Source organism: Nonomuraea sp. NPDC050394 (assembly GCF_044459065.1).
Taxonomy (GTDB): Bacteria; Actinomycetota; Actinomycetes; order Streptosporangiales; family Streptosporangiaceae; genus Nonomuraea.
On record NZ_JBITIO010000006.1, the window covers coordinates 251,041 to 269,738 of the forward strand.

Consider the following 18,698-nt stretch of genomic DNA (forward strand, 5'->3'; position numbering starts at 1 on the left):
GAGGAACATCGGTTCACGATGGCGACGGAGGAACAATTGGTGAGCATTTGGTGGCTCCCGGTGACACCTGCCGTCGTCTTGCGCGGCCCTCGGGCCCGGCGCACACTCGGGTCGTCGGCGCGTCGTGGCCCGGGGGTGATCCTGTGCACGAGGAGTTCAGCAGCCAAGAGATCTGGTCCTTCGGCTGTCACCGGTGTCAGCACATGTGGGAACAGCGCTACACCGTCCGGACGGTCTCCGACGATCACCACGGCGGGGAGATCCGCGTGTGGAAACGCGGCTCGGTGACCGTCCAGCCGCCGTGGGTGAGCGTGAGCTGTCCCGGGTGCGGTGCCTATCAGGTGACCTGCCTGCCGTACGGATTCCTGTCGCGCCATCCCGAGCTCACCGCGGCCCCCGAACCACGGCCGCTGCGGCTCACCCCACCCGCCGCTCCGAAAGCGGCGCCGGTCGTGTGGCCGACGCGGCTGCTGGCGGCGCTCGGCCTGCCCGTGCTGGCGTTCGTGGGCTACGAACTCTGGCGCAACCTGGCCGGGCTCAGCCCCTCACACTGATCCGCCCCGTCGGTGGAACGCCGCGGAACGGGATGGAACGCCCTCTTTCGCGAAGGCGGCGAAGCCAACGGGTGGGGCAGATGGGTGGTCGGGTGCGGCTGCTGGGGCCGGTGGACATCTGGAGCGACGGAGAAGTCCTGCCGGTCCCTGGTGTGCGACGCAAGGCCGTGCTGGCCGTGCTGGCGCTGCGCACCGGCGAGGTCGTCGGCATCGACCACCTGATCGACATCGTGTGGGACGGCCGGCCGCCCGGAACCGCGACGAACACGCTGCAGCGCCATGTGTCCTACCTGCGGCGCGAACTCGGCACGCCCGGCGCGATCGTGGCCAGGCCGCCCGGGTACATGCTGCGGCTCGGCACGGAGCCCACGGACGTACGGCAGGCCGAGTCCCTGATCGAGCGCGGCATGAGCGCGAGCGGTCCAGAGGAGCGCATGCGCCGCCTGAAAGCCGCCCTGGCCCTGTGGCGCGGGCGGCCGCTCGCGGACGTGGCGGCCGGGTCGCCGTGGTTCGCGGCCCAGGCGGCGCGCCTGGAACGTGTGCGCCGCCGGGCCGACCTCGCGCTCGGCGAGACCCGGCTGGCGCTGGGCAGGCACGCGGAGCTGGTCCCGGAACTGGAGGGGATGCTGGAGCCGTACCCCTTCGACGAGGAAGTGCACCGGCTGCTGATGGTCGCCCTGTACCGCTGCGGCAGGCAGGCGGACGCGCTGGGCGTCGTGCACCGGCTGCGCGGCCGGCTGCGCGAAGAGCTGGGCATCGACCCGGGCGCCGGCATCCGCGATCTCGAAACGGCGATCCTGCGCCAGGACCCCGGCCTCGACCTCGTGCCCGGCGACATCACCGGGGCCCGGAACGGCGCGCCCCTGGTGGAGCGGGCCGCCGAGACGAAGGTGATCGACCACGCCCTGGAGCGCGCGTCGGACGGTGCCGGTGGCGGGCTCGTGGTCGTTGAAGGCCCGGCGGGCATGGGCAAGACGAGCCTGCTGGCCCACGCCCGCGGCAGGGCCGAGGCGATGGGGTTCACGGTGGCGAGTGCCCGGGGCACCGACCTGGAGGTGGACAACGGCTGGGGCTGCGTGCGGCAGCTGTTCGAACGATTCGCCCGCCAACCCGGCAGCCCCGCCGGCGCGGCCGTCGTGCGCGTGACGGACGCGGATCCGGCTGTGCCGCAGGGGGAGTACGCGATCATCGACTCGCTGTTCTGGCTCGCCGCCGATCTGGCCGCGGCCGGCCCGCTGCTGATCGTCGTGGACGACCTGCACTGGGCGGACGCCGCGTCCGCGCAGTTCCTGGCCTATCTGGGGGCGCGCCTGGACGGGCTGGCCGTGGTGGTGCTGCTCGCCTCGCGGCCTGGCTGCGATCGGCTCGGCCGGATCACCTCGATCATCGCCGCTCTGCCTCTGGCCACCACTCTCACCCCGGCGCCGCTCACGGTCGAGGGCTGTGCCGTCCTGCTGGGAGAGCCCCCGGAGGGGGAGCGCGCGCTGCGCATCCACGAGGCGACCCGCGGGAATCCCTTCCTGGTGCGGCAGATGCGCGACAACCCGGGCGGGTCGCTCGCCTGTTTCGTCGCCGGTCAGCTCCGGCACCTTCCCCCCTCGGCGGTGAGCGCGCTGCGGGCGCTGGCCGTCCTGGGCGACGACGTGGACGGACGCGCGCTGGCCACGCTGAGCGGCATCCCCGCGCACGAGATCATGGACGCGGTGGCGGCGCTGACCGCCAACGACCTGGTCGAGGCACGGGGCATGCCCGCCAGGTTCACCTTCTGTCATCCGCTGATCCGGCAGGCCGTCTACGAGGGCATCAGGCCGAGCACGCTGATCGGCCTGCACCTGGCCGCGCTGCGTGCGGCGGTGACCGATCGGGACGCGATCAGGGCGGCCACCCACCTGCTCCGGATCCCGCCGGGGACGGCCGGCGAGGACACCGTCGCGCTCCTCCTGCGGGCGGCCGACCTCAGCCTGGCCCGCGGTTCGGTGGACGGCGCGGTCGCGTTCCTGCGCCGGGCCCTGGACGAGGACCTGGGCGAGCGGCGGCTGACCGTGCTGACCCAGCTCGGGCTCGCCGAGGCGCTGGTGGACATGCCACGTTCCCTGGAGCACCTGGCCGAGGTCCTGGAGCTCGAACCCGATCCCGAGCGCCGCGCCGGGATAGCGCTCACCATCGGCTGCACCATGTGGATGACCGGCCGCCCGCGTCAGGCCGCCCGCGGCTGCCAGGCGGTCCTCGACAGAGAGCCCCGGCTCTCCGAAGGCGCCCGCCAGGCGCTGGTGGCCTGCATCGGCATGGCCGGATACGGCACCCCGCACGGCGCCGACCTCGTCGGCATGCTCGACGAGCTGGGCACACGCCCCACCGGCTCCTCCTTCGGCGGCCTCATGCTGGAGGCCTGCCTGGCGCTCAACGACGCGATGAAGTCCCGGCGGGAGCAGACCGAGCGCCGTGCCCTGCGGGTCCTGGCCGAGCAGGGCCTGGTCGGCCAGCTGCAGGCCGTACCGCTTCTGACCTGCGCCTGGTACGCGCTGGGCCCCTGCGACAGCCCCCGGATCCTGCCCTCCGTCGAGGCGGTGCTACAGCACAGCCGCGAAGCGGGGTCGTTGCGCGGAGCGGCTCCCGCCTTCACCTACCGCTCGATGATCATGCTCATGAAGGGCCATCTGGAGGACGCGGTCCGCGACGGATGGCTGGCGATGGAGGCGGCCACGAACAGCGGAGTGGACCTCGGCGTCGTCTTCGCCGGAAACTGGCTCATCGCCGCCCTGCTGGCCCGCGGCGACAACGACGCGGCCCGGTCCGTCCTGTGCCGGGTCAAGGCCGCCCACGGACACGACCTGTCCCGGCACATCTACGCCGGCGGCGAATTGAACCTGCTCCTCGCCCAGGGCCAGGCCCGCCAGGCGCTGCGGCTGGCCCAGGAAACCCGCGAACACTGCGCGACCATGGGCATCACCAACCCTGAGCTGTTCGACTGGCGCGAGCCCCTGGCCCGTGCCCTGACCATGCTCGGGCGCGCGGACGAGGCCCGATCCGCCGCCCAGGACCTCCTGGCCGCCGCGCACAGGTGGGGGAGCGCCCGCGCGATCGGCCGCGCGCTCCGGGTCGCCGCCACCACCGAACCCGTCCCGCGCCGGCTGCAGCCGCTGACCGAGTCGGTCCGCCTGCTGGAGGGCACCGACGCCCGGCTGGAGCACGCCGCCTCCCGGTATCTGCTCGGTGAGACTCTGCGGGAGACGGGCCACGCCACGCGGGCCCGCGCGCACCTCCACGGCGCCCGCGACCTGGCGGCCCTGTGCGGCGCGGTCCCGCTGGAGGAGGCGGCCCTCGCCGCCCTGCGGCGGACGGATCACCGGTAGCCGCGCGCCTGCAGCCGGTACAGCTCGGCGTACCTGCCGCCGGCGGCCATCAGCGTGGCGTGGTCACCCAGCTCCACCAGCCGTCCCGCGTCGAGCACGACGATCACGTCCGCCATGCGCACGGTGGAGAAGCGGTGCGAGACCATGACCGTGATCGTCCGGTGGCCGGGCCGCCGGGCCAGCGCCGCGTAGCGGGTGAACAACGCGTGCTCCGCCTCGGGAGCGAGGCCGGAGGTCGGCTCGTCCAGTACCCGCAGGATCGGCTCGGCCCGCATCGCGGCGCGGCCCAGCGCGATCCACTGCCATTGCCCGCCGGAGAGCTCGACCCCGTTCTCGAAGGAGGTGCCGAGCTGTGTCGCCAGGCCCGCGGGCAGGTCGCCGACGAGCCGTTCCGCTCCGGCGTCGGCCAGCGCGGCCAGCACGGCGGGCTCGTCGTCCGCGCGGGGCAGGTCGCCGACGCCCACCGACGCGCGGGTGACGAGCTCAAGGCGGCAGAAGTCCTGGAATCCGGCCGACAGCCGCTCCTGCCAGGCGGCGAGCCCGTAGGCGGTGATGCCGGCGCCGCCGTACCGGATCGTGCCCTCGGTGGGGTGGTAGAGGCCGCACAGGAGCTTGACCAGGCTGCTTTTGCCCGCGCCGTTCTCGCCGACGACCGCGACCACGCTGCCGGAGGTCAGGCGCAGGGAGACGTCGCGCAGCACCGGGTTCGCCGCGCCCGGGTAGCGGAAGCTCACGTGGTCGAGGGCGATCTCGCCGCCGGAGGTCAGAGGCAGGGGTACGGCGGGCGAAGAGGGCCCGGCCGGGGAGTAGCCGGCCAGCCAGAAGTAGTGGCGCGCGGCGTGGGCGCTGCGCCGGAGCGAGGAGTACAGGCCGATCAGCGTGCCCGCCGTCCCGTCGAGCTGACCGGCGAGCACCAAAACCAGCGCCACGTCGCCCGCACCGGCCCGGCCGGTGGCGGCGAGGGTGAGCGCGCCCAGGAATCCGGCGGTGAAGGCCAGGCGGCCGGTCGCCGTCCAGAGCGCCGCCGTCCGCTCCGCTCCGCGGCGGCGGCCCTGGACGCTGAGGACCAGCCGTTCGCAGCGGGCGGCGAGTTCGCGGGCCAGGCCGTAGATCCGCAGCTCCTTGCCGGCGGCCGCCGAGGTGGCCAGCGTCACCAGCGCGTGGTGCGCGCGGGCGTCGGGGGCCACCGCCTCCTCCGCCTCCTGCAGCACCCGCTCGCCGCGCGCGGTGGCCAGGGCGGCCGGTACGGCGAAGGCGGGCAGCAGCAGGAGCCGGGGATCCAGCGCGGCGAGCAGCGCCAGGATGCCGCACATCTGCACCGCTCCGCGCAGGCCCTGGAGTAGCTGGCCGTAGGTGGTGCCCAGCTCGCCGCGGGTCTCGCGGAGCACCTCGATCCGGTCGAGGTAGCCGGGATCCTCATAGTGGGCGATCTCCGGCACGCGGGTGCACATCTGGAGGACCCGCCGGTCGAGTTCGAACGCCACCTTCTGCTGGAAGGCCATTCTGACGCGGGCGCCGGCCGTACCAATGAGATGGACGAACGTGATCATGCCCGCCAGGACGAGCGCGGCGGCCACCGTCGCCTCCGCCGCGCCCGCGCTCACGCCGTCGACCAGCCACTTCAGGCCCAGAGCGTGAAGGATGCCGCCCAGCCCGGCCACGACGGCGAGCGCGGGCACCGCGATCGCCCGCCGGGCGTCGGCGCGGAAGGCCACCTCGATCGGCAGCCACCACACGCGGAACCTACGCATCGGCGGCCTCCCGCCGGAACCGGCCGGCGTGCAGGGCGTAGCTGCGCGCGTAGACGCCGCCCGCGCGCACCAGTCCGGCATGGTCGCCCAGCTCGGCGACGCGGCCGCCCTCCAGCACCGCGATCCGGTCGGCCATGCGTACCGTGCTGAACCGATGGGAGACCAGGATCGTGGTGACGCCGGAGGTGAGCTCCAGGAACCGTTCGTACAGCCGGCTTTCCGCGCGCACGTCCAGATGGGCCGTGGGCTCGTCGAGGATCAGGACGCGGGCGCCGTGCCCCACCGCGTAGATCGCCCTGGCCAGCGCGACCTTCTGCCACTGCCCGCCGGACAGCTCGCCGCCGCCCTCGTACTGCCTGGACATGATCGTGCCGAGCCCGTACGGCAGGCGGCCCGGCAGGTCGCCCGCCCCTGCCAGCCGGAGCGCGTCGAGCACCGCGTCGTCGTCAGGAGGGCGATGCACCGCTCCGAAACTCACGTTGTCCCGCAATGTCGCTTCAAAGCGGCAGAAATCCTGGAAAACCACGGCGAGCTGCCGGCGCCAGGAGTCCGGATCGATCGTGGCCAGATCCGTGCCGTCGATGAGGATCCGGCCCTGTCCCGGCTCGTACAGGCCGGCCAGCAGCTTGAGCAACGTGGTCTTGCCCGCCCCGTTCCCGCCGACCAGGGCCAGCGAGCCGCCCGCGGGGACGGTCAGGTCGAGCCCGTCCAGAACGTTCCGGCCCGCTCCCGGGTAGGCGAACCCGGCCCCTTCGAACCGGATCTCCCGCGCCGGCATCCCGCTCGCGCTCCCGCCGCCTCGTGGCCGCGCGGTGGCCAGCTCCCGCACGTGCTCGATGTGCGGCAGAGCGGAACCGGCGGTGGCCAGCGTCCATTGCGGGTCACCCGCGTAGCCCAGCGCCGCCGTCCCGAACACGGCCTGGACCGCCACGGTCAGCCCGCCCACGTCGAGCCCGGCCACGGCCAGCGCGCTCAGCGTCACCACGTGCGCCCCGGCCAGCACCGCCAGGCGCGCCGCGAACGCGCTGCGCGGCTGCCGGAAGGCGAGCACCTCCCTCATGCCCTCCGCCCAGGCCGCGGCGAAGCGCCGCACCAGCCACGGGCCCAGACCGAAGACCCTCAGCTCCTTCGCCCCCGCGGGCAGCAGGCCGAGGTTCCTGAAGTACGTCGCGCGCCGCAGGGAGGCGGTGCTGGCCGCGAACCCGGCCACCGCGCCGCGTACCTCCCGATCGACCCAGCGTCCGGTGAGCATCCAGGCGGCGGCCAGCGGCAGCGGCGCCCACCAGGCGTAGGAGGCGAGCGTGAGCGCCGCCGCGAGGCCGGTTAGCCGGGTCGCGCCGAGCTGGGCGAGCGCCCCGACGGCGGGACCGACCGGCAGCGCGCCGGGCGCACGGCCCTGGGCGAGGCTGAAGTGGTCGGCCACCTCCGGGTTCTCCATCCGCGCGACACCGGCGGTCAGCGCGGCCCGCACGATCGTGCCCGTGGTCTTTCTGGTCACCGCCCGCGTCAGATCGCCGGCCAGCATCGTCTGCGCGGGCCCGGCCAGGTCCTGGGCGAGCATGAGGGCGCCGAGGACGACCAGCGGCCCCACGAGGTCCCGGGGGCCGCCGTCCGCGATGGCGGACACCAGCGCGCCCACCGCGAACATGTACCCCGTGGCCAGCCCCGCCTTCACCAGCAGGACCAGGCCGAGGAGCGGTGTGCGGACCGGGCCGGCGGACAGCAGCAGGCGGATCAGGCCCTTCATCGCAGGCCGTACTGCGCGAGCCAGGCACGGTCGCCGCCGCGCACCGTGAGCAACGCGGCCAGGACGCCGGTGGCGCCGTTGAGCAACAGGACCCTCCGCCCGGCCAGCACGGGCACCTGGTCGAGCCGGTCGAGCAGATAGGTCTCCAGCAGGTCGCGCAGCGCGCCCGCCCCGCCCAGGTCCGCGTGCCGGGCGAACGCGTCGGCGACCAGCATCGTGCCGGCCGCCCCGTGACAGATCGCCAGGCTGTCCAGGCCGCCGCGCTCGCCGTCGAACAAGTAGCGCTCCGGGTCGAACGCGGCGCAGAACGAGGCCATCGCCCGGCTCGCCACCTGCCGGAGCATCCCGTCGCCGAGCACCCGGCCCGCCTCCCACAGCGCCCAGGAGACTCCCGGCGTGCCGTAGCACCAGGCCTGGCGGCGGCTGGGATGCGCGGGCGGGCCGCCGCCCTCCCTTCCGTGGGGCGGCCAGGTGAGCACGCCCCAGGCGTCCTCGTACATCTCGGCCACCAGCCAGTGCGCGACCCTGGCCAGCGCGGGAGCACACCCCCGTGGCGCTCCCGGAACCTCGCACGCCGCCCGCAACGCCATGGCGACGCCTGCCACGCCGTGGCCGACGCCGGTGTTGACGGTCCCGGGGCACCAGCCGCGGACCTCTTCGCCCGGCCCCGTCTCCCGGACCCTGAGGCCGTCGAGATCACTTCTCTGCGCCGCCCTGACCAGCAGAGCGGCACCCGCCCGCAGGAGGTCCGGCCTGGTCGCCCCGCCCGTGGTCAGTGCCAGCACCGCCCCTGCCGGGCCGGTGATCAGGTCGTAGTCGTCCCAGCCCACGGCCTCCCGCGGCCACCGCCGGCGCGACAGCCGTACGGCCAGCGACTCGGCGGCCCGATCCGCGAGCACGGACAGCCGCGGCCATCTGGCCCTGGCCGTGCCGACACCGGCGACGAAGCCCGCCTGCCCCTGGTAGAGGGCGATTCCCCGCGTTCCCTCGCCGAAGCCTTCCAGCCAGGCGCCCAAGGCCCGCTCGTCACCGACCAGGCGCGCCAGCACGGCGGGCCCCGCGTCATCCGGCCCCGGCGGCCTGCCCGCCCGGTAGGCGGTCAGGACCTCACCGGCCAGCTCCTCAGCATCCATGGGTACACGTGATGGTGCAGTGGCTGGTGCAGTTGTTGCTGTCCGGACAGAGCTGGCGCGTGCAGCCGACGGTGCACGTGTTCGTCTCCGGGGGAAACAGGGCCTCTACGGTGGGAACGTGCCGTGGGTGAAGCCGGGCTTCCAGGGATGTGATCAGCAGGTCGAGCTCGTCGTTCATGAGAGTCTTCCTCCCTTGGGTGTGGCCGCCCCATCCCGGGGGCGGCCACGGGAATCACGCCAGGCAGGACTTGGTGCAGCCGCCCGTGCAGCCGTTCGTGCACGCGTAGGTGCAGTCGTTCGACGTCCACGGCTCTTCGGGCTTCTCGTTGGTGACGGTCGCGAACTGCGCCTCCAACTGCACGATGAGCCGGTCGACGTCAGGAATGTCGATGCTCGTCTCGATCGGGTCGTTCATGTGCGTTCACCTCCTTTCTCCATCGGCGTTGATGGCTCGGGCGGTCCGGCGGGCGAGGACGTCAGGGCAGACGTCCATCGGCAGCCGCAGCATGAGCTGGGCGGCGTGCCGTGCGGCCGGGCCGGGGGAGGGGGTCGTGACCGGATAGTCCGGGGGCGCGGGCAGCGCCTCGGTCACGGTGATCGTCTTGGGGTCGTGGGTGAGCATCCGGTCGATCGCCGCGACGGCCCGCAGGCTCTCCAGGTCGCAGCGGACGCGGCCACCGGAGCGCGGATCGGTGACGAGGACCCAGCGGGGCAGGCCGAGCCGCTCGCGCAGCGCGTCCAGCGCCCGCGCCCCGCTGAGAGCCGGCTCGCCGGCTGGCCACAACCGCTCGCGCCCGACCCGCCACTGCGCGGCCGAGATCACCAGCCGGTCACCCGCCATGACGCGGGGGAGGAACGCCCGCCCGGGCAGAGCCGTCAGGGGCGCGCGCAGGTCGATGCCCAGGGGACGGCCCAGCGGCGTGGGCGCGGCCGACTGCAGAAGGCCGGCCAGCAGGTCCCAGGGCGGGATCGCCACCCGGGTCGAATGCAGGATCGGCCAGATCGGGCGGTCGTCCACCGTGGCCACGGTCCGGTGGCCCTCCCGCCTGATCATGATCGTGTCCAGGGGGATGTAGCGGGCCGACGCGGTGTCGCCGCAGTAGGAGGCGAGGTCGGCGTCGCCGGTCCAGGCCCGGGTGTAGCGCGGGCGGCGTACCGCGTTGGCCGCCCTGAGCGACAGCGGCGGCACCAGCACCTCGACGAACAGGTAGCCGGTCTCCCGCTCCACCCGTTCGAGGAAGCGGCGGTAGGCGGTGACGTGCGGGGGCGGGCCGTACAGCGTGCGCAGGGCGTCGGCGAACCGGGCGTCGAGCGCCGCGGCCGGGGCCAGCGCGTCGAACGCGGCACCCGAGCCGGGCAGGGGACGCAGCAGGCAGTCCACCGGCCAGCTCAGCTCCTCGTCCCCGGCGCCGAGGTCCGGGATGACGACGGGGTGCTCACCCGCCTCGCCGTCCAGCCAGGCGATCAGCCTGTCGTACGCGGAGCCTTCCGTCCGCGGGCGCGGCCAGCCGTCGGCCGGCGCGTGCCTGTGGGGACGCGCCGTCTCCAGACGGCGCCGGAAGAGGGAGAGCGCGGGCTCCTGCGCGAAGTCCTCCCCGGGTACGGCCGGCGGCGCGTCGTCGCGCATCAGCCTCAGCAGAGCGAGCACCTGCCGGAGCTCGGGCTCCATCTCCCGTCCCGGCGCGACCACGCCGGACGCGCGGCGGTAGACGTCGAGGAACCCATCGCGGTCAGGCGGCTGTGGCAGAGGCCGCGCCCATCCCGACACCGTGACGCGGGGCGGGCGGCACACCTCGACCAGCCCGATGCCGGCCAGGTGCGCCAGGAAAGGCCTGAGCACCCGCCGGTCGGGAACCGCGATGGATTCCTCGAGCTTCGCGACCGTCATGGCGCCGGGCCGCAGCGCGGCGCAGACGGATTCCAGCAGCGGGATGCGGCGCACCCGGACCTCGGTGACCGGCACCTCGCTCTCCAGCCTGGTCACCCACGCCACCAGCGTGTCCCCGTCGGACCAGTGCAGCGGGGTGACCGTGAGCAGGGTCCCGGGATCGCCGAAGGCGTCCTCACCGTCAAGGACGGCGTTTCTGCCGGCGTGCAGGTTCTCGGTCCACTGCCAGGCGGTGGCACCGCCGGGGACGTGGCTCGCGGCCACCTCCTCCAGGCCGACCAGCGCCACGTGCGCGAACCAGCCACGCGGCGTCGGTTTGGTGGCGCCCCGGTCGATGAGCCGCCACAGGTACCCGTCGCGCCGGCGCATCCGCTTGCTGTCCCAGCTCTCACCGGCCGCCACGCGCCGCCGGATGTCGTCGAAGAGGCCGGGGCCGGCCTGCCGCATGGCCCTTTCCACCTCGGGCGCCTTCTGGGCGAGCTCCCACGGCCACCCGAGCAGCCGCCGCTCCTCCTCCCGCACCGCGTGGACGGCCAGCCGTTCCAGCTCCGCCACGGTCAGCCCGCGATCGAGCACAGCCCGGACGTCCTCGGCGCGCAGGCCGTGCGCCGTCAGCCGCTCCGCCTCGGCCGCCGTGAGCGGGCCGCCCCCGTGCAGCCGGCGGCGCACGTCCAGCGCCCACCCCCGATCCCGCCCGGCCCGGGGGACCAGATCGCGGCCGATGACCTCCGCCAACGCGGCCGCGGCGTCCCGGTAGCCGAGACCCGCCACCCGCAGACAGCGGATCAGCGTGAACAGCTCGGGATTGCTTCCCTGAAGCCAGAGGTGCGCGGGGAACCCGGCGACCCGCAGCAGCCCGGACGCCCCCATGCGGGGCGTCATGACGCCAGCGCCTCGGCCAGGAACGCCTGCCTGGCGAAGGGGAGCCCGCCGCGGTTCCAATGGAAGACGACGGCGAAGGCGGCGGCCTCGCGGGGGCCCACGTAGGCGTGCCAGGTGTCGAAGTAGTCCGTGCGCCACCGGGCCGCCTCGGTCGTGACGTCCGCCGCGTACCGGTCGATCAGCGGCTGCGTCTCCGGGGCGAGGAGCTCGCGCAGGGCGGTCTCGTCCGCCCAGACGCGCCGGACCCCCTCGGCCGCCCGGCCGAACCCGTCGGCCGCCCGGTGCCCGGGGGACAGGCGCCGGCCCGTGCTTCGCCGTACCCGATCCCAGACGTCGCGATCCTCCCAGCCCACCACCCCCAGCGCGGCGAAGAGCCGGCGCAGCAGCACGAGCGAGAACGCCCACGCCGGTCCCGGCCGCACCGACGTGTGGAAACCGAGCCAGGCCATCGAGTCGGCGGTGAACAGCCGGTGCACGCTCGTCATCGACACCGGCCCGCCGAACAGGTGCGCCTCCGGCTCGTAGCAGGCGGGGGTGACCGAGGTGACGAGCCCGCCGGTCCGCCAGCGTCCGGTCCGTTCCTCCACCGTCGCGAGCATCCGCGGGCGGAGGCCGGGTGGCGCCTCGACGCGTACGCGCAGGCCGGGCGGTTTGTGCATGAAGAAGAAGTTGGCCGCCCCGCCGGACAGCAGGTCCCCGGCCAGCCGCAGCAGCTCCACGTACACCGCGCCCAGCTTGCCCTCCGTGATCTGGAGGCCCGCCTGCGTCCACGACGTCGCGTCCGTGCCCATCGAGCGGACGGCGGGCAGGCCTCCCGCCAGCAACGCCTCCCTCCAGCCGGCCAGCCGGGCATCCGCCGGGGAGGTCTCGGCGGCGGGATCGAGGCCGCGTGCGCAGGCGGCGAGGAAGTCGTGGACGGCCATCGGCCGGCCGTCCACCCTGAGCGCCGCCGGATGCGTGGTGGTCTGCTGGGAAGTCACCCTCGTAGCGTGTCGGCCGCCGCGGCCGTGGCGCTGAAACGGCGCTGAAACCCGCAGGTCACCCACGATCTTCTTCGCCGGCCGGGGCTTGGCGGAGGTCCGGCGGGGAACACCCCTGGGACCGGCCCGCTGATCCCGCTTGACCTTGACACAGTGACAAGGTCTTCACTGTTGCCGAGGAGGTGGTCCCGATGACCATGCGGAACCAGGACACGGATGCGATGCGCGCCTTCCAGGCTCTGGACGACGGCAGCTCGTCCGTGCGGCTGCGGGCGGCGATGGCGGTCGGTACGGCCCCCGACCCGCGGTTCGTCGGCAAGCTCATCGAAAGGAGCGCGGTCGAGCCCGAGTTCTACGTCCGCGACATGCTGACGTGGGCGCTCACCCGCCACCCGGCGTCCATGACGGTTCCGGAGCTGCTCGGCGAACTCCGCTCGGAGCGTACGCAGGCACGGAGCCAGGCGCTGCACACCCTGTCCAAGATCGGGGACCGGCGGGCGTGGCCGGCGATCACCGGGGCGCTGCTGACCGACGCCGACGACGAGGTGGCACGCAGCGCGTGGCGGGCCGCGGTCGTGCTCGTGCCGGCGGGTGAGGAGCCCGAACTGGCCACGGTGCTGGCGACCCAGCTCGGACGCGGCGAACGGGAGACGCAGCTCAGCCTCAGCCGCGCCCTCGTCGCGCTCGGCGAGGCGATGGTGCCCGCGCTGCGCGCCGCGACGACCGACCCCGACCCGCGCGTCCGTGCCCACGCGATCGCCACGGAGCGGCTGTCGCGCGACCCGGACACCGGATTCGCGTTCGCGATCGAGGAGGCCAAGCGCGTCGTGGCCCTCGGCGGCGCGGGCAAGGAGGAGTGACGGGCCATGTTGATCGGTGACGTGGCACGACGGTCCGGGGTCAGCGCCCGCATGCTCAGGCACTACGACGCGCTCGGCCTGGTGCGGCCGACCGGCCGCAGCCACGCGGGCTACCGGGAGTACTCCAGCCGGGACATCCAGCGGATCTTCCACATCGAGAGCCTGCGCTCCCTGGGGCTGTCGCTGCGTGAGGTCAGGCGCGCGCTCGAAGATCCCGCCTTCACGCCCGCCGAACTCGTCGCCGACCTCATCCGCCAGACGCGCGAACGCATCGCGGCCGAGACGGAACTGCTCACGCGCCTGCGCCGGATCGACGCCGTGGAACCCACCGGCTGGGAGGACGTGTTCCAGATCGTCGCGCTCCTTCAGGCGCTGGGCTCGAAGAGCGCGGGCAAGCGCCAGAGCGCCGCCCTGTCCTCGGCCGAAGAGGTCGCGCTGCCGGTGGAAGCCCTGGTCGAGGCGGCGCTGAGCGAGACGGACCCGAACGTCGCCGGAGCCCTCCGCTGGGCTCTGGCGCAGTCGGGCGAGGACGGGCTGGCACTGCTGGCGGAGGGACTCGGCTCACCGGCGGCCGAGGTGCGCGAACGCGCCGTCCGGTCGATCGCCGAGCTGGCGAACGACGGCGCGACCACGCTGCTGCGGCAGGCCCTCACCAACCCCGACCTCGTGGTACGCAGGCACGCGGCCCTGGCACTCGGCGCACGGGGAGTGGCCGAAGCCGTCCCGGCGCTCATCGACATGGTCGTCGAGGGGACGAACGACGTCGGCGCCGCCGACGCCCTCAGCGCGCTGGCGAGCCGTCCCGCGTCGGCGAAACGGATCGCCACCAGGCTCGTGGACCGCCTCGCCCGCGAGGGCGCCGAACCGGCGGCACGCCGGCGGCTGACACAGGCGCTCGCCGACATCCCGGGAGGCACCGCGTCACAGGCCCTCGCGGACCTGTCCCAGGACGAGGACCGTGCCGTCGCGCTGACCGCGACCTACATTCTCGGCATACGCGACGCGCGCTGACCGACGCCTTCCCGGACAAGGCCGGCTCCTTCTCCGCGCGGCAGTACGATCACCCCGGCGCCCGCAACGCGCTGACCCGCACCCGTTTCGCGACCGGCACGCCCATCAGGTCGCTGATCACGGCTGTCGGGCGCGCCACGGGCCGGAGGCGCCCTGATGCCCGAAGCGCTCACCCGCCCGGGCCGCGCTCCCCGAAGGGGAAGCCGTCGAAGGTGCCGGACAAGGCCGGTTCGGTGGAGAACGCCGCCCAGGTCAGCGTCGCCTACAGGAAGATTCCGCCCCGGAGGCTGCTCCCGGGGACGCGGGTCAGGGGGCCGGGTCGGCGGGAGGGCGCCGGAGACCCGCGAGCGTGCCGGTCCGGGCGGGCCGTGGGCCGCCATGCCGCAGGGTGACGGCGAGTGCGGTGATCCAGGCCCACGCGGTGATGATCGCCGCTCGCTGGAACAGGCCCGCCAGGTCGACCAGCGAGGGGTTCTGCTCGAAGCCCATCCCGGCCAGGATCCAGAGTGCGGGGAACGCCACCGCCGTCAAGAGCGAATAGACCGTCCACGCGGGCCCGAAGCGGCGGGCCAGGATGAGGCAGGCGGGTGGCAGGGCCAGGAGGGTGGCGATGGCGCACAGGTCGTGCAGCAGGCCGGAGGTGGTGTAGCCGGACAGCGGGGGAGTGCCGGGCGGGTAGCCGCCGACCGGGTCGGTGACGAAGACCCCGGCGCCGACGAGGCTGAGCCCCCAGACGGCGATCAGCAGGCGCCCCCACGGGCCGTGCAGTGCGACGGCGAAGGCGACCACGAGCAGGCCGCACCCGATGAAGGTGGCGGACTGCACCCATCCGGCCGGTCCCAGCGCGAGCGAGCTGACCGGGTGCCGGAGCGGGTCGTAGTCGGCCAGGACCGCGCCCCGGAGCAGGAACGAGGCGACGAACACCGGGCCCGCGACGACGCCGCAGCCCAGCAGCGCTCTGGTGTTCACGCCGTCTCGCCGGCGCCGCGCCGTACCCCGTCATAGGTCACCCCGTGCCCGGCCAGCACGGCCGCCAGCGGCGGGGACACTCCCAGCCGGAGCAGCGCGAGCAGCAGGTGCGGGGTGCCGATCTCGCGCGCGCCCAGCGCTCTCGCCTCGCGCAGGCTGATCTCCAGGACCTTCTTGGCCTGCGGGCTGTACGGCCCCCCGACGCGACCGGGTTTGCGTGACGGCGGCGAGTCCGGCTGGTCGAGCGAGCCGGGCCCGAAGGTCTCCTCGATCCGGCGGAAGACCTGTTCGACGTCGATGCCGACCGCGCCGAGGGCGTCGGCCTCGTCGTCGGTGAGCCCGGCGCGCAGCCGGGGGCCCCGGGCGGCCGCGGCCAGGTCGTCGGCGGTGACGCCGTGGCCGTTCAGAATGTCGGCGCCCGCCCCGCCCGCCCGGGACAGGGCGAGCAGCAGGTGGTCGGGCTCGGCTTTGGCGGCGCCCGACTCGGCGGCCATGCTCGCCGCGGCCAGCACGCTCTGGCGCGCGTCGGGGGTGAACCTTTCGAACATCGTGCGGCTCCTAGTCCTGTGCTCGCTGGGCGAGCTTCTGGTGTACGGCCTGCCGGGTGATGCCCAGCGCGTCGGCGATCGCCTGCCAGGACCATCCGCGCCGCCTGGCGTTGCGCACGTGGAGCGCTTCCAGATGGTCGGCGAGTTTGCGCAGGGCCACCACGGCCTTCAGTCCCACCGCGGGATCGTCGTTCATGCTGTCAAGTTATATTGACACTCTCGATCTGTCAATATAACTTGACAGTGCGATCCTTAACGGCGCCTCAACGGACGCTCATGGCGCGATGAAGGGGCCTCTTCGGGGCTGCGCAGCCCGGAGATCGGCCGCTAGCTTGACACCACCCCCTAGAAGGAGTGGATATGTCGAGTAAAACCGTGCTCGTCAGTACCACCGTCGCGGCGCTCTGCTTAGCGGGCCTGGCCACCGCCGCCCACGCGGATCCGCCGTCCACCGCCCCCGACCAGGCGCCACCGGCCATGGTCGACGCCATGGAGCGGGACCTCGGTCTCACCGAACAGCAGGTGCACACCCGCCTCGCCAACGAGCAGCGCGCGGCGGCCGCCGAGGCCAGGCTCTCCGCCCAGCTCGGCGCCAGCTACGCGGGCGCCTGGCTGAACGCCGACGCCTCCAAGCTGAACGTCGCCACCACCGACCAGGCCGCCACCGCGTCGATCGAAGCCCAAGGCGCACAACCGGTCGTCGTCTCCCGCACCCTGGCCGAGCTGAACGCCGTCAAGGACCAGCTCGACCGCGCCGCCTCCGGGCGAGCCAGCCTCTGGTACGTCGACGTCAGCACCAACACCGTCATCGTCGCCGCCCCCAGCCGGCGGGCCGCCGACGCGTTCGTCACCCGAGCCGGCGTCGACAGGAGCGCCGTCCAGATCACCACGTCGGCGGAAAGCCCCCGGCCGTACATCAACATCGTCGGCGGCGCCGCCTACTACATCGGCTCCGGCACCCGCTGCTCGATCGGCTTCTCCGTCACCCGCGGCTCCACCCCCGGCTTCGTGACCGCCGGCCACTGCGGCCGTACCGGCGCACGGACCAGCCAGCCGACCGGCACCTTCCAGGGCTCGTCGTTCCCCGGCAACGACTACGCGTGGGTCGCGGCCCCGGGCAACACCGTCCGTCCCTGGGTACGCGGCTCCGGCGGCCAGAACGTCATCGTCCGCGGCTCGACCCAGGCCTCGGTCGGTTCCTCGATCTGCCGCTCCGGTTCCACCACCGGATGGCGCTGCGGCACCATCCAGCAGCACAACGCCTCCGTCCGCTACCCCGAGGGCACCATCACCGGCCTGACCCGCACCAGCGCGTGCGCCCAGCCCGGCGACTCCGGCGGCTCGTTCATCTCCGGCAGCCAGGCCCAGGGCGTCACCTCCGGCGGCTCGGGCAACTGCACCAGCGGAGGAACGACCTACCACCAGCCCGTCAACGAGATCCTGCAGACCTACGGCCTGACGCTCGTCACCGGATAGTCCACCTCCCGGCCCTGGGCAGGTTGCTCACACCCCCCACCTGACCCGGGCCACCCGCGTGCCCGGCGCCCCACCGCGCCGGGCACGCCGGGTGATCAGGGAAGGTCGCGCAGTGCGGCCTGGGCGGCGGCCATGGCCTGCTCGTCGCTCGCACCGGCCTGGCGGGCGGTGGCGGCGAACTCCCGTGCGGCGGCCTCCAGCCGGAGGCGCAGCTGGTCGGTGGTGCCCGAGATGACCGCGGTGCGGCCCCGGCGCAGCTCCACCAGGCCTTCGTCGCGTAGTTGCTGATAGCCGCGCAGCACGGTGTGCAGGTTGATGCCGAGGCTGGCGGCGACGTTGCGGGCCGAGGGCAGCCGGTCGCCCGGCGCCGCCGTACCGTCGGCCAGTGCGGTACGCACCGCGCCCGCGACCTGGTCCGACAGCGGCTGGGCGGAGGCGAAGTCCACGGTGATCAGCACGAGCCCGCCCGGAGCCGGTGCAGCCAGCCGTTGACCAGCGCGGCCGCGGTGCCGGCCTGGCTCGTGGAGTAGACCAGGCGGCGGTCGTCGGACAATGACACCACCAGCACCGGGCCCTTCCCGGCCAGCGCGCCCCAGCCCCAGCTGCCGTCGTCCAGCTTGTAGCGGCCCTTGGGCGGCTCGCTCGTCACCTCGGCGTGCCGGACGCGGGTCCATGGCACCGTGCGCCGCAGTCCGAGCCACGGCAGCGTCACGCTGAGGCCGCCGGCGTCGATCTGCAGCCGGGTGCGCGCCTGCGCGGCCTCGAACACCGCCCACGCCAGCAGCGGCCAGAAGCCGAGCCACAACGCCAGGCCCACGAGCATCGCACCAGTCGCGAGCCTGCGCACCGACCACGCCCAGGTCACGAACATCACCCGCTGCGCCGCCCCGATCGGCATGGCACGCAACCACGGCGGCGGAACCACGTCCGTCTCCGGATGCCGCGGCAGCGGCCCGGCCACCACCCAGCCCAGCGCGAACGCGGCCACCGTACCCGCGACCTGCGCGGCCATCGGCCAGCCCGGCCGCACCTCGCCACCGAGCGAGGAGGTCAGCCCGAGGGCCCACAGCCCGTACGCCACCGGGATGAGCAGGCCGACCGTCCAGCCGAGCGCCACCACGAGGCGCTGGCCAAGCGGCACATACCAGTACGTCAGGAACGCCACGGCCAGCAGCGCCTGCGCCCACACCATCATCCCGAAGACCGGCTGCGCCGACCACTCCTGCCAGGTGAAGCCGATCCGGGTGCCGAACGACCAGGAGTGCACGGTGACCCTCTCGGGCAGGCGCTCGCCCAGCGTGGCGACCAGCACGATCGGCACGAGCACCACCAGCGGCGGGCCGAGGGCGGCGATAACCAGGCGGCGCAGGCGCCCCCGGGCGGCATAGTCGGACATGGCCCACCTCCAACTGTTTGATTATGACTATAACACTTCTAACAGTTCGCGCGAAGAGGCCCCTACAAGGCTTGACAGGAAGGCAGCATGCCGGTGTTCACCCATCTGACGTTCACCGCCAAGAACCGGTGAACGGGGCCGCGGGCGGGT

16 protein-coding genes are annotated in these 18,698 nt (G+C 73.8%); 5 read left to right on the top strand and 11 right to left on the bottom strand.

Annotation, left to right across the window (positions count from 1 at the left end; all coding sequences use genetic code 11):
• The first annotated feature begins 203 nt into the window (after positions 1–203).
• Positions 204–554, top strand: a complete 351-nt coding sequence (locus tag ACIBKY_RS24980) for a hypothetical protein (RefSeq protein WP_397099883.1) — start codon at positions 204–206, stop codon at positions 552–554.
• 80 nt (positions 555–634) lie between these two features.
• A complete protein-coding gene (locus tag ACIBKY_RS24985) occupies positions 635–3,907 on the top strand; it encodes a BTAD domain-containing putative transcriptional regulator (protein WP_397099885.1) in 3,273 nt (1,090 codons plus the stop codon).
• On the opposite strand, the gene ACIBKY_RS24990 is transcribed toward ACIBKY_RS24985, so the two are convergent.
• The 6 genes from ACIBKY_RS24990 to ACIBKY_RS25015 all read right to left on the bottom strand — a co-directional run bounded on the left by ACIBKY_RS24990 (position 3,898) and on the right by ACIBKY_RS25015 (position 12,288).
• Positions 3,898–5,658: an ABC transporter ATP-binding protein gene (locus ACIBKY_RS24990; RefSeq protein WP_397099887.1), complete on the bottom strand. Its 1,761-nt coding sequence runs from the start codon at positions 5,656–5,658 to the stop codon at positions 3,898–3,900. The genes ACIBKY_RS24985 and ACIBKY_RS24990 overlap by 10 nt on opposite strands.
• Complete coding sequence (locus tag ACIBKY_RS24995; protein WP_397099889.1) at positions 5,651–7,405, bottom strand: ABC transporter ATP-binding protein; 1,755 nt, start codon at positions 7,403–7,405, stop codon at positions 5,651–5,653. The genes ACIBKY_RS24990 and ACIBKY_RS24995 overlap by 8 nt, the downstream gene beginning before the upstream one ends.
• Positions 7,402–8,538, bottom strand: coding sequence for a lanthionine synthetase LanC family protein (locus ACIBKY_RS25000; protein WP_397099891.1), 1,137 nt, complete (start codon positions 8,536–8,538; stop codon positions 7,402–7,404). Before ACIBKY_RS25000 ends, ACIBKY_RS24995 begins: the two co-directional genes overlap by 4 nt.
• Before the next feature lie 232 nt (positions 8,539–8,770).
• A complete protein-coding gene (locus ACIBKY_RS25005) occupies positions 8,771–8,953 on the bottom strand; it encodes a hypothetical protein (protein WP_397099893.1) in 183 nt (60 codons plus the stop codon).
• Between the two features lie 6 nt (positions 8,954–8,959).
• A complete protein-coding gene (locus tag ACIBKY_RS25010; protein ID WP_397099894.1) occupies positions 8,960–11,308 on the bottom strand; it encodes a lantibiotic dehydratase in 2,349 nt (782 codons plus the stop codon).
• Positions 11,305–12,288 carry a thiopeptide-type bacteriocin biosynthesis protein gene (locus ACIBKY_RS25015; RefSeq protein WP_397099896.1) on the bottom strand — a complete coding sequence of 328 codons (984 nt, stop codon included), beginning with the start codon at positions 12,286–12,288 and terminating at the stop codon, positions 11,305–11,307. The genes ACIBKY_RS25010 and ACIBKY_RS25015 overlap by 4 nt, the downstream gene beginning before the upstream one ends.
• Positions 12,289–12,479: 191 nt before the next feature.
• On the opposite strand from ACIBKY_RS25015, the gene ACIBKY_RS25020 reads away from it, so the two are divergent.
• Both ACIBKY_RS25020 and ACIBKY_RS25025 read left to right on the top strand, forming a co-directional pair.
• Positions 12,480–13,148: a HEAT repeat domain-containing protein gene (locus ACIBKY_RS25020; RefSeq protein ID WP_397099898.1), complete on the top strand. Its 669-nt coding sequence runs from the start codon at positions 12,480–12,482 to the stop codon at positions 13,146–13,148.
• Between the two features lie 6 nt (positions 13,149–13,154).
• Positions 13,155–14,159 (top strand): HEAT repeat domain-containing protein, encoded by a 1,005-nt coding sequence (locus tag ACIBKY_RS25025; RefSeq protein ID WP_397099900.1) that lies wholly within the window; start codon positions 13,155–13,157, stop codon positions 14,157–14,159.
• A gap of 306 nt (positions 14,160–14,465) precedes the next feature.
• On the opposite strand, the gene ACIBKY_RS25030 is transcribed toward ACIBKY_RS25025, so the two are convergent.
• From ACIBKY_RS25030 to ACIBKY_RS25040, 3 genes are read right to left on the bottom strand one after another with little or no spacing between them, the layout of a single operon-like run.
• Entirely contained in the window at positions 14,466–15,128 is a 663-nt protein-coding gene (locus ACIBKY_RS25030) for a DUF998 domain-containing protein (protein ID WP_397099902.1), read from the bottom strand.
• On the bottom strand, positions 15,125–15,676 hold the full coding sequence (locus tag ACIBKY_RS25035) for a Clp protease N-terminal domain-containing protein (RefSeq protein WP_397099904.1): 552 nt from the start codon (positions 15,674–15,676) through the stop codon (positions 15,125–15,127). Before ACIBKY_RS25035 ends, ACIBKY_RS25030 begins: the two co-directional genes overlap by 4 nt.
• Before the next feature lie 10 nt (positions 15,677–15,686).
• Complete coding sequence (locus ACIBKY_RS25040) at positions 15,687–15,872, bottom strand: hypothetical protein (protein ID WP_397099906.1); 186 nt, start codon at positions 15,870–15,872, stop codon at positions 15,687–15,689.
• 164 nt (positions 15,873–16,036) lie between these two features.
• Between ACIBKY_RS25040 and ACIBKY_RS25045 the strand changes: the two genes are divergently transcribed.
• On the top strand, positions 16,037–17,152 hold the full coding sequence (locus ACIBKY_RS25045; protein ID WP_397099908.1) for a S1 family peptidase: 1,116 nt from the start codon (positions 16,037–16,039) through the stop codon (positions 17,150–17,152).
• Between the two features lie 95 nt (positions 17,153–17,247).
• Here ACIBKY_RS25045 and ACIBKY_RS25050 read toward each other — a convergent pair whose 3' ends face one another.
• Together ACIBKY_RS25050 and ACIBKY_RS25055 are read right to left on the bottom strand one after the other, a co-directional pair.
• On the bottom strand, positions 17,248–17,610 hold the full coding sequence (locus tag ACIBKY_RS25050) for a GntR family transcriptional regulator (protein WP_397099910.1): 363 nt from the start codon (positions 17,608–17,610) through the stop codon (positions 17,248–17,250).
• Positions 17,604–18,548 (bottom strand): hypothetical protein, encoded by a 945-nt coding sequence (locus ACIBKY_RS25055; RefSeq protein WP_397099912.1) that lies wholly within the window; start codon positions 18,546–18,548, stop codon positions 17,604–17,606. The genes ACIBKY_RS25050 and ACIBKY_RS25055 overlap by 7 nt, the downstream gene beginning before the upstream one ends.
• Positions 18,549–18,698: the final 150 nt, after the last annotated feature.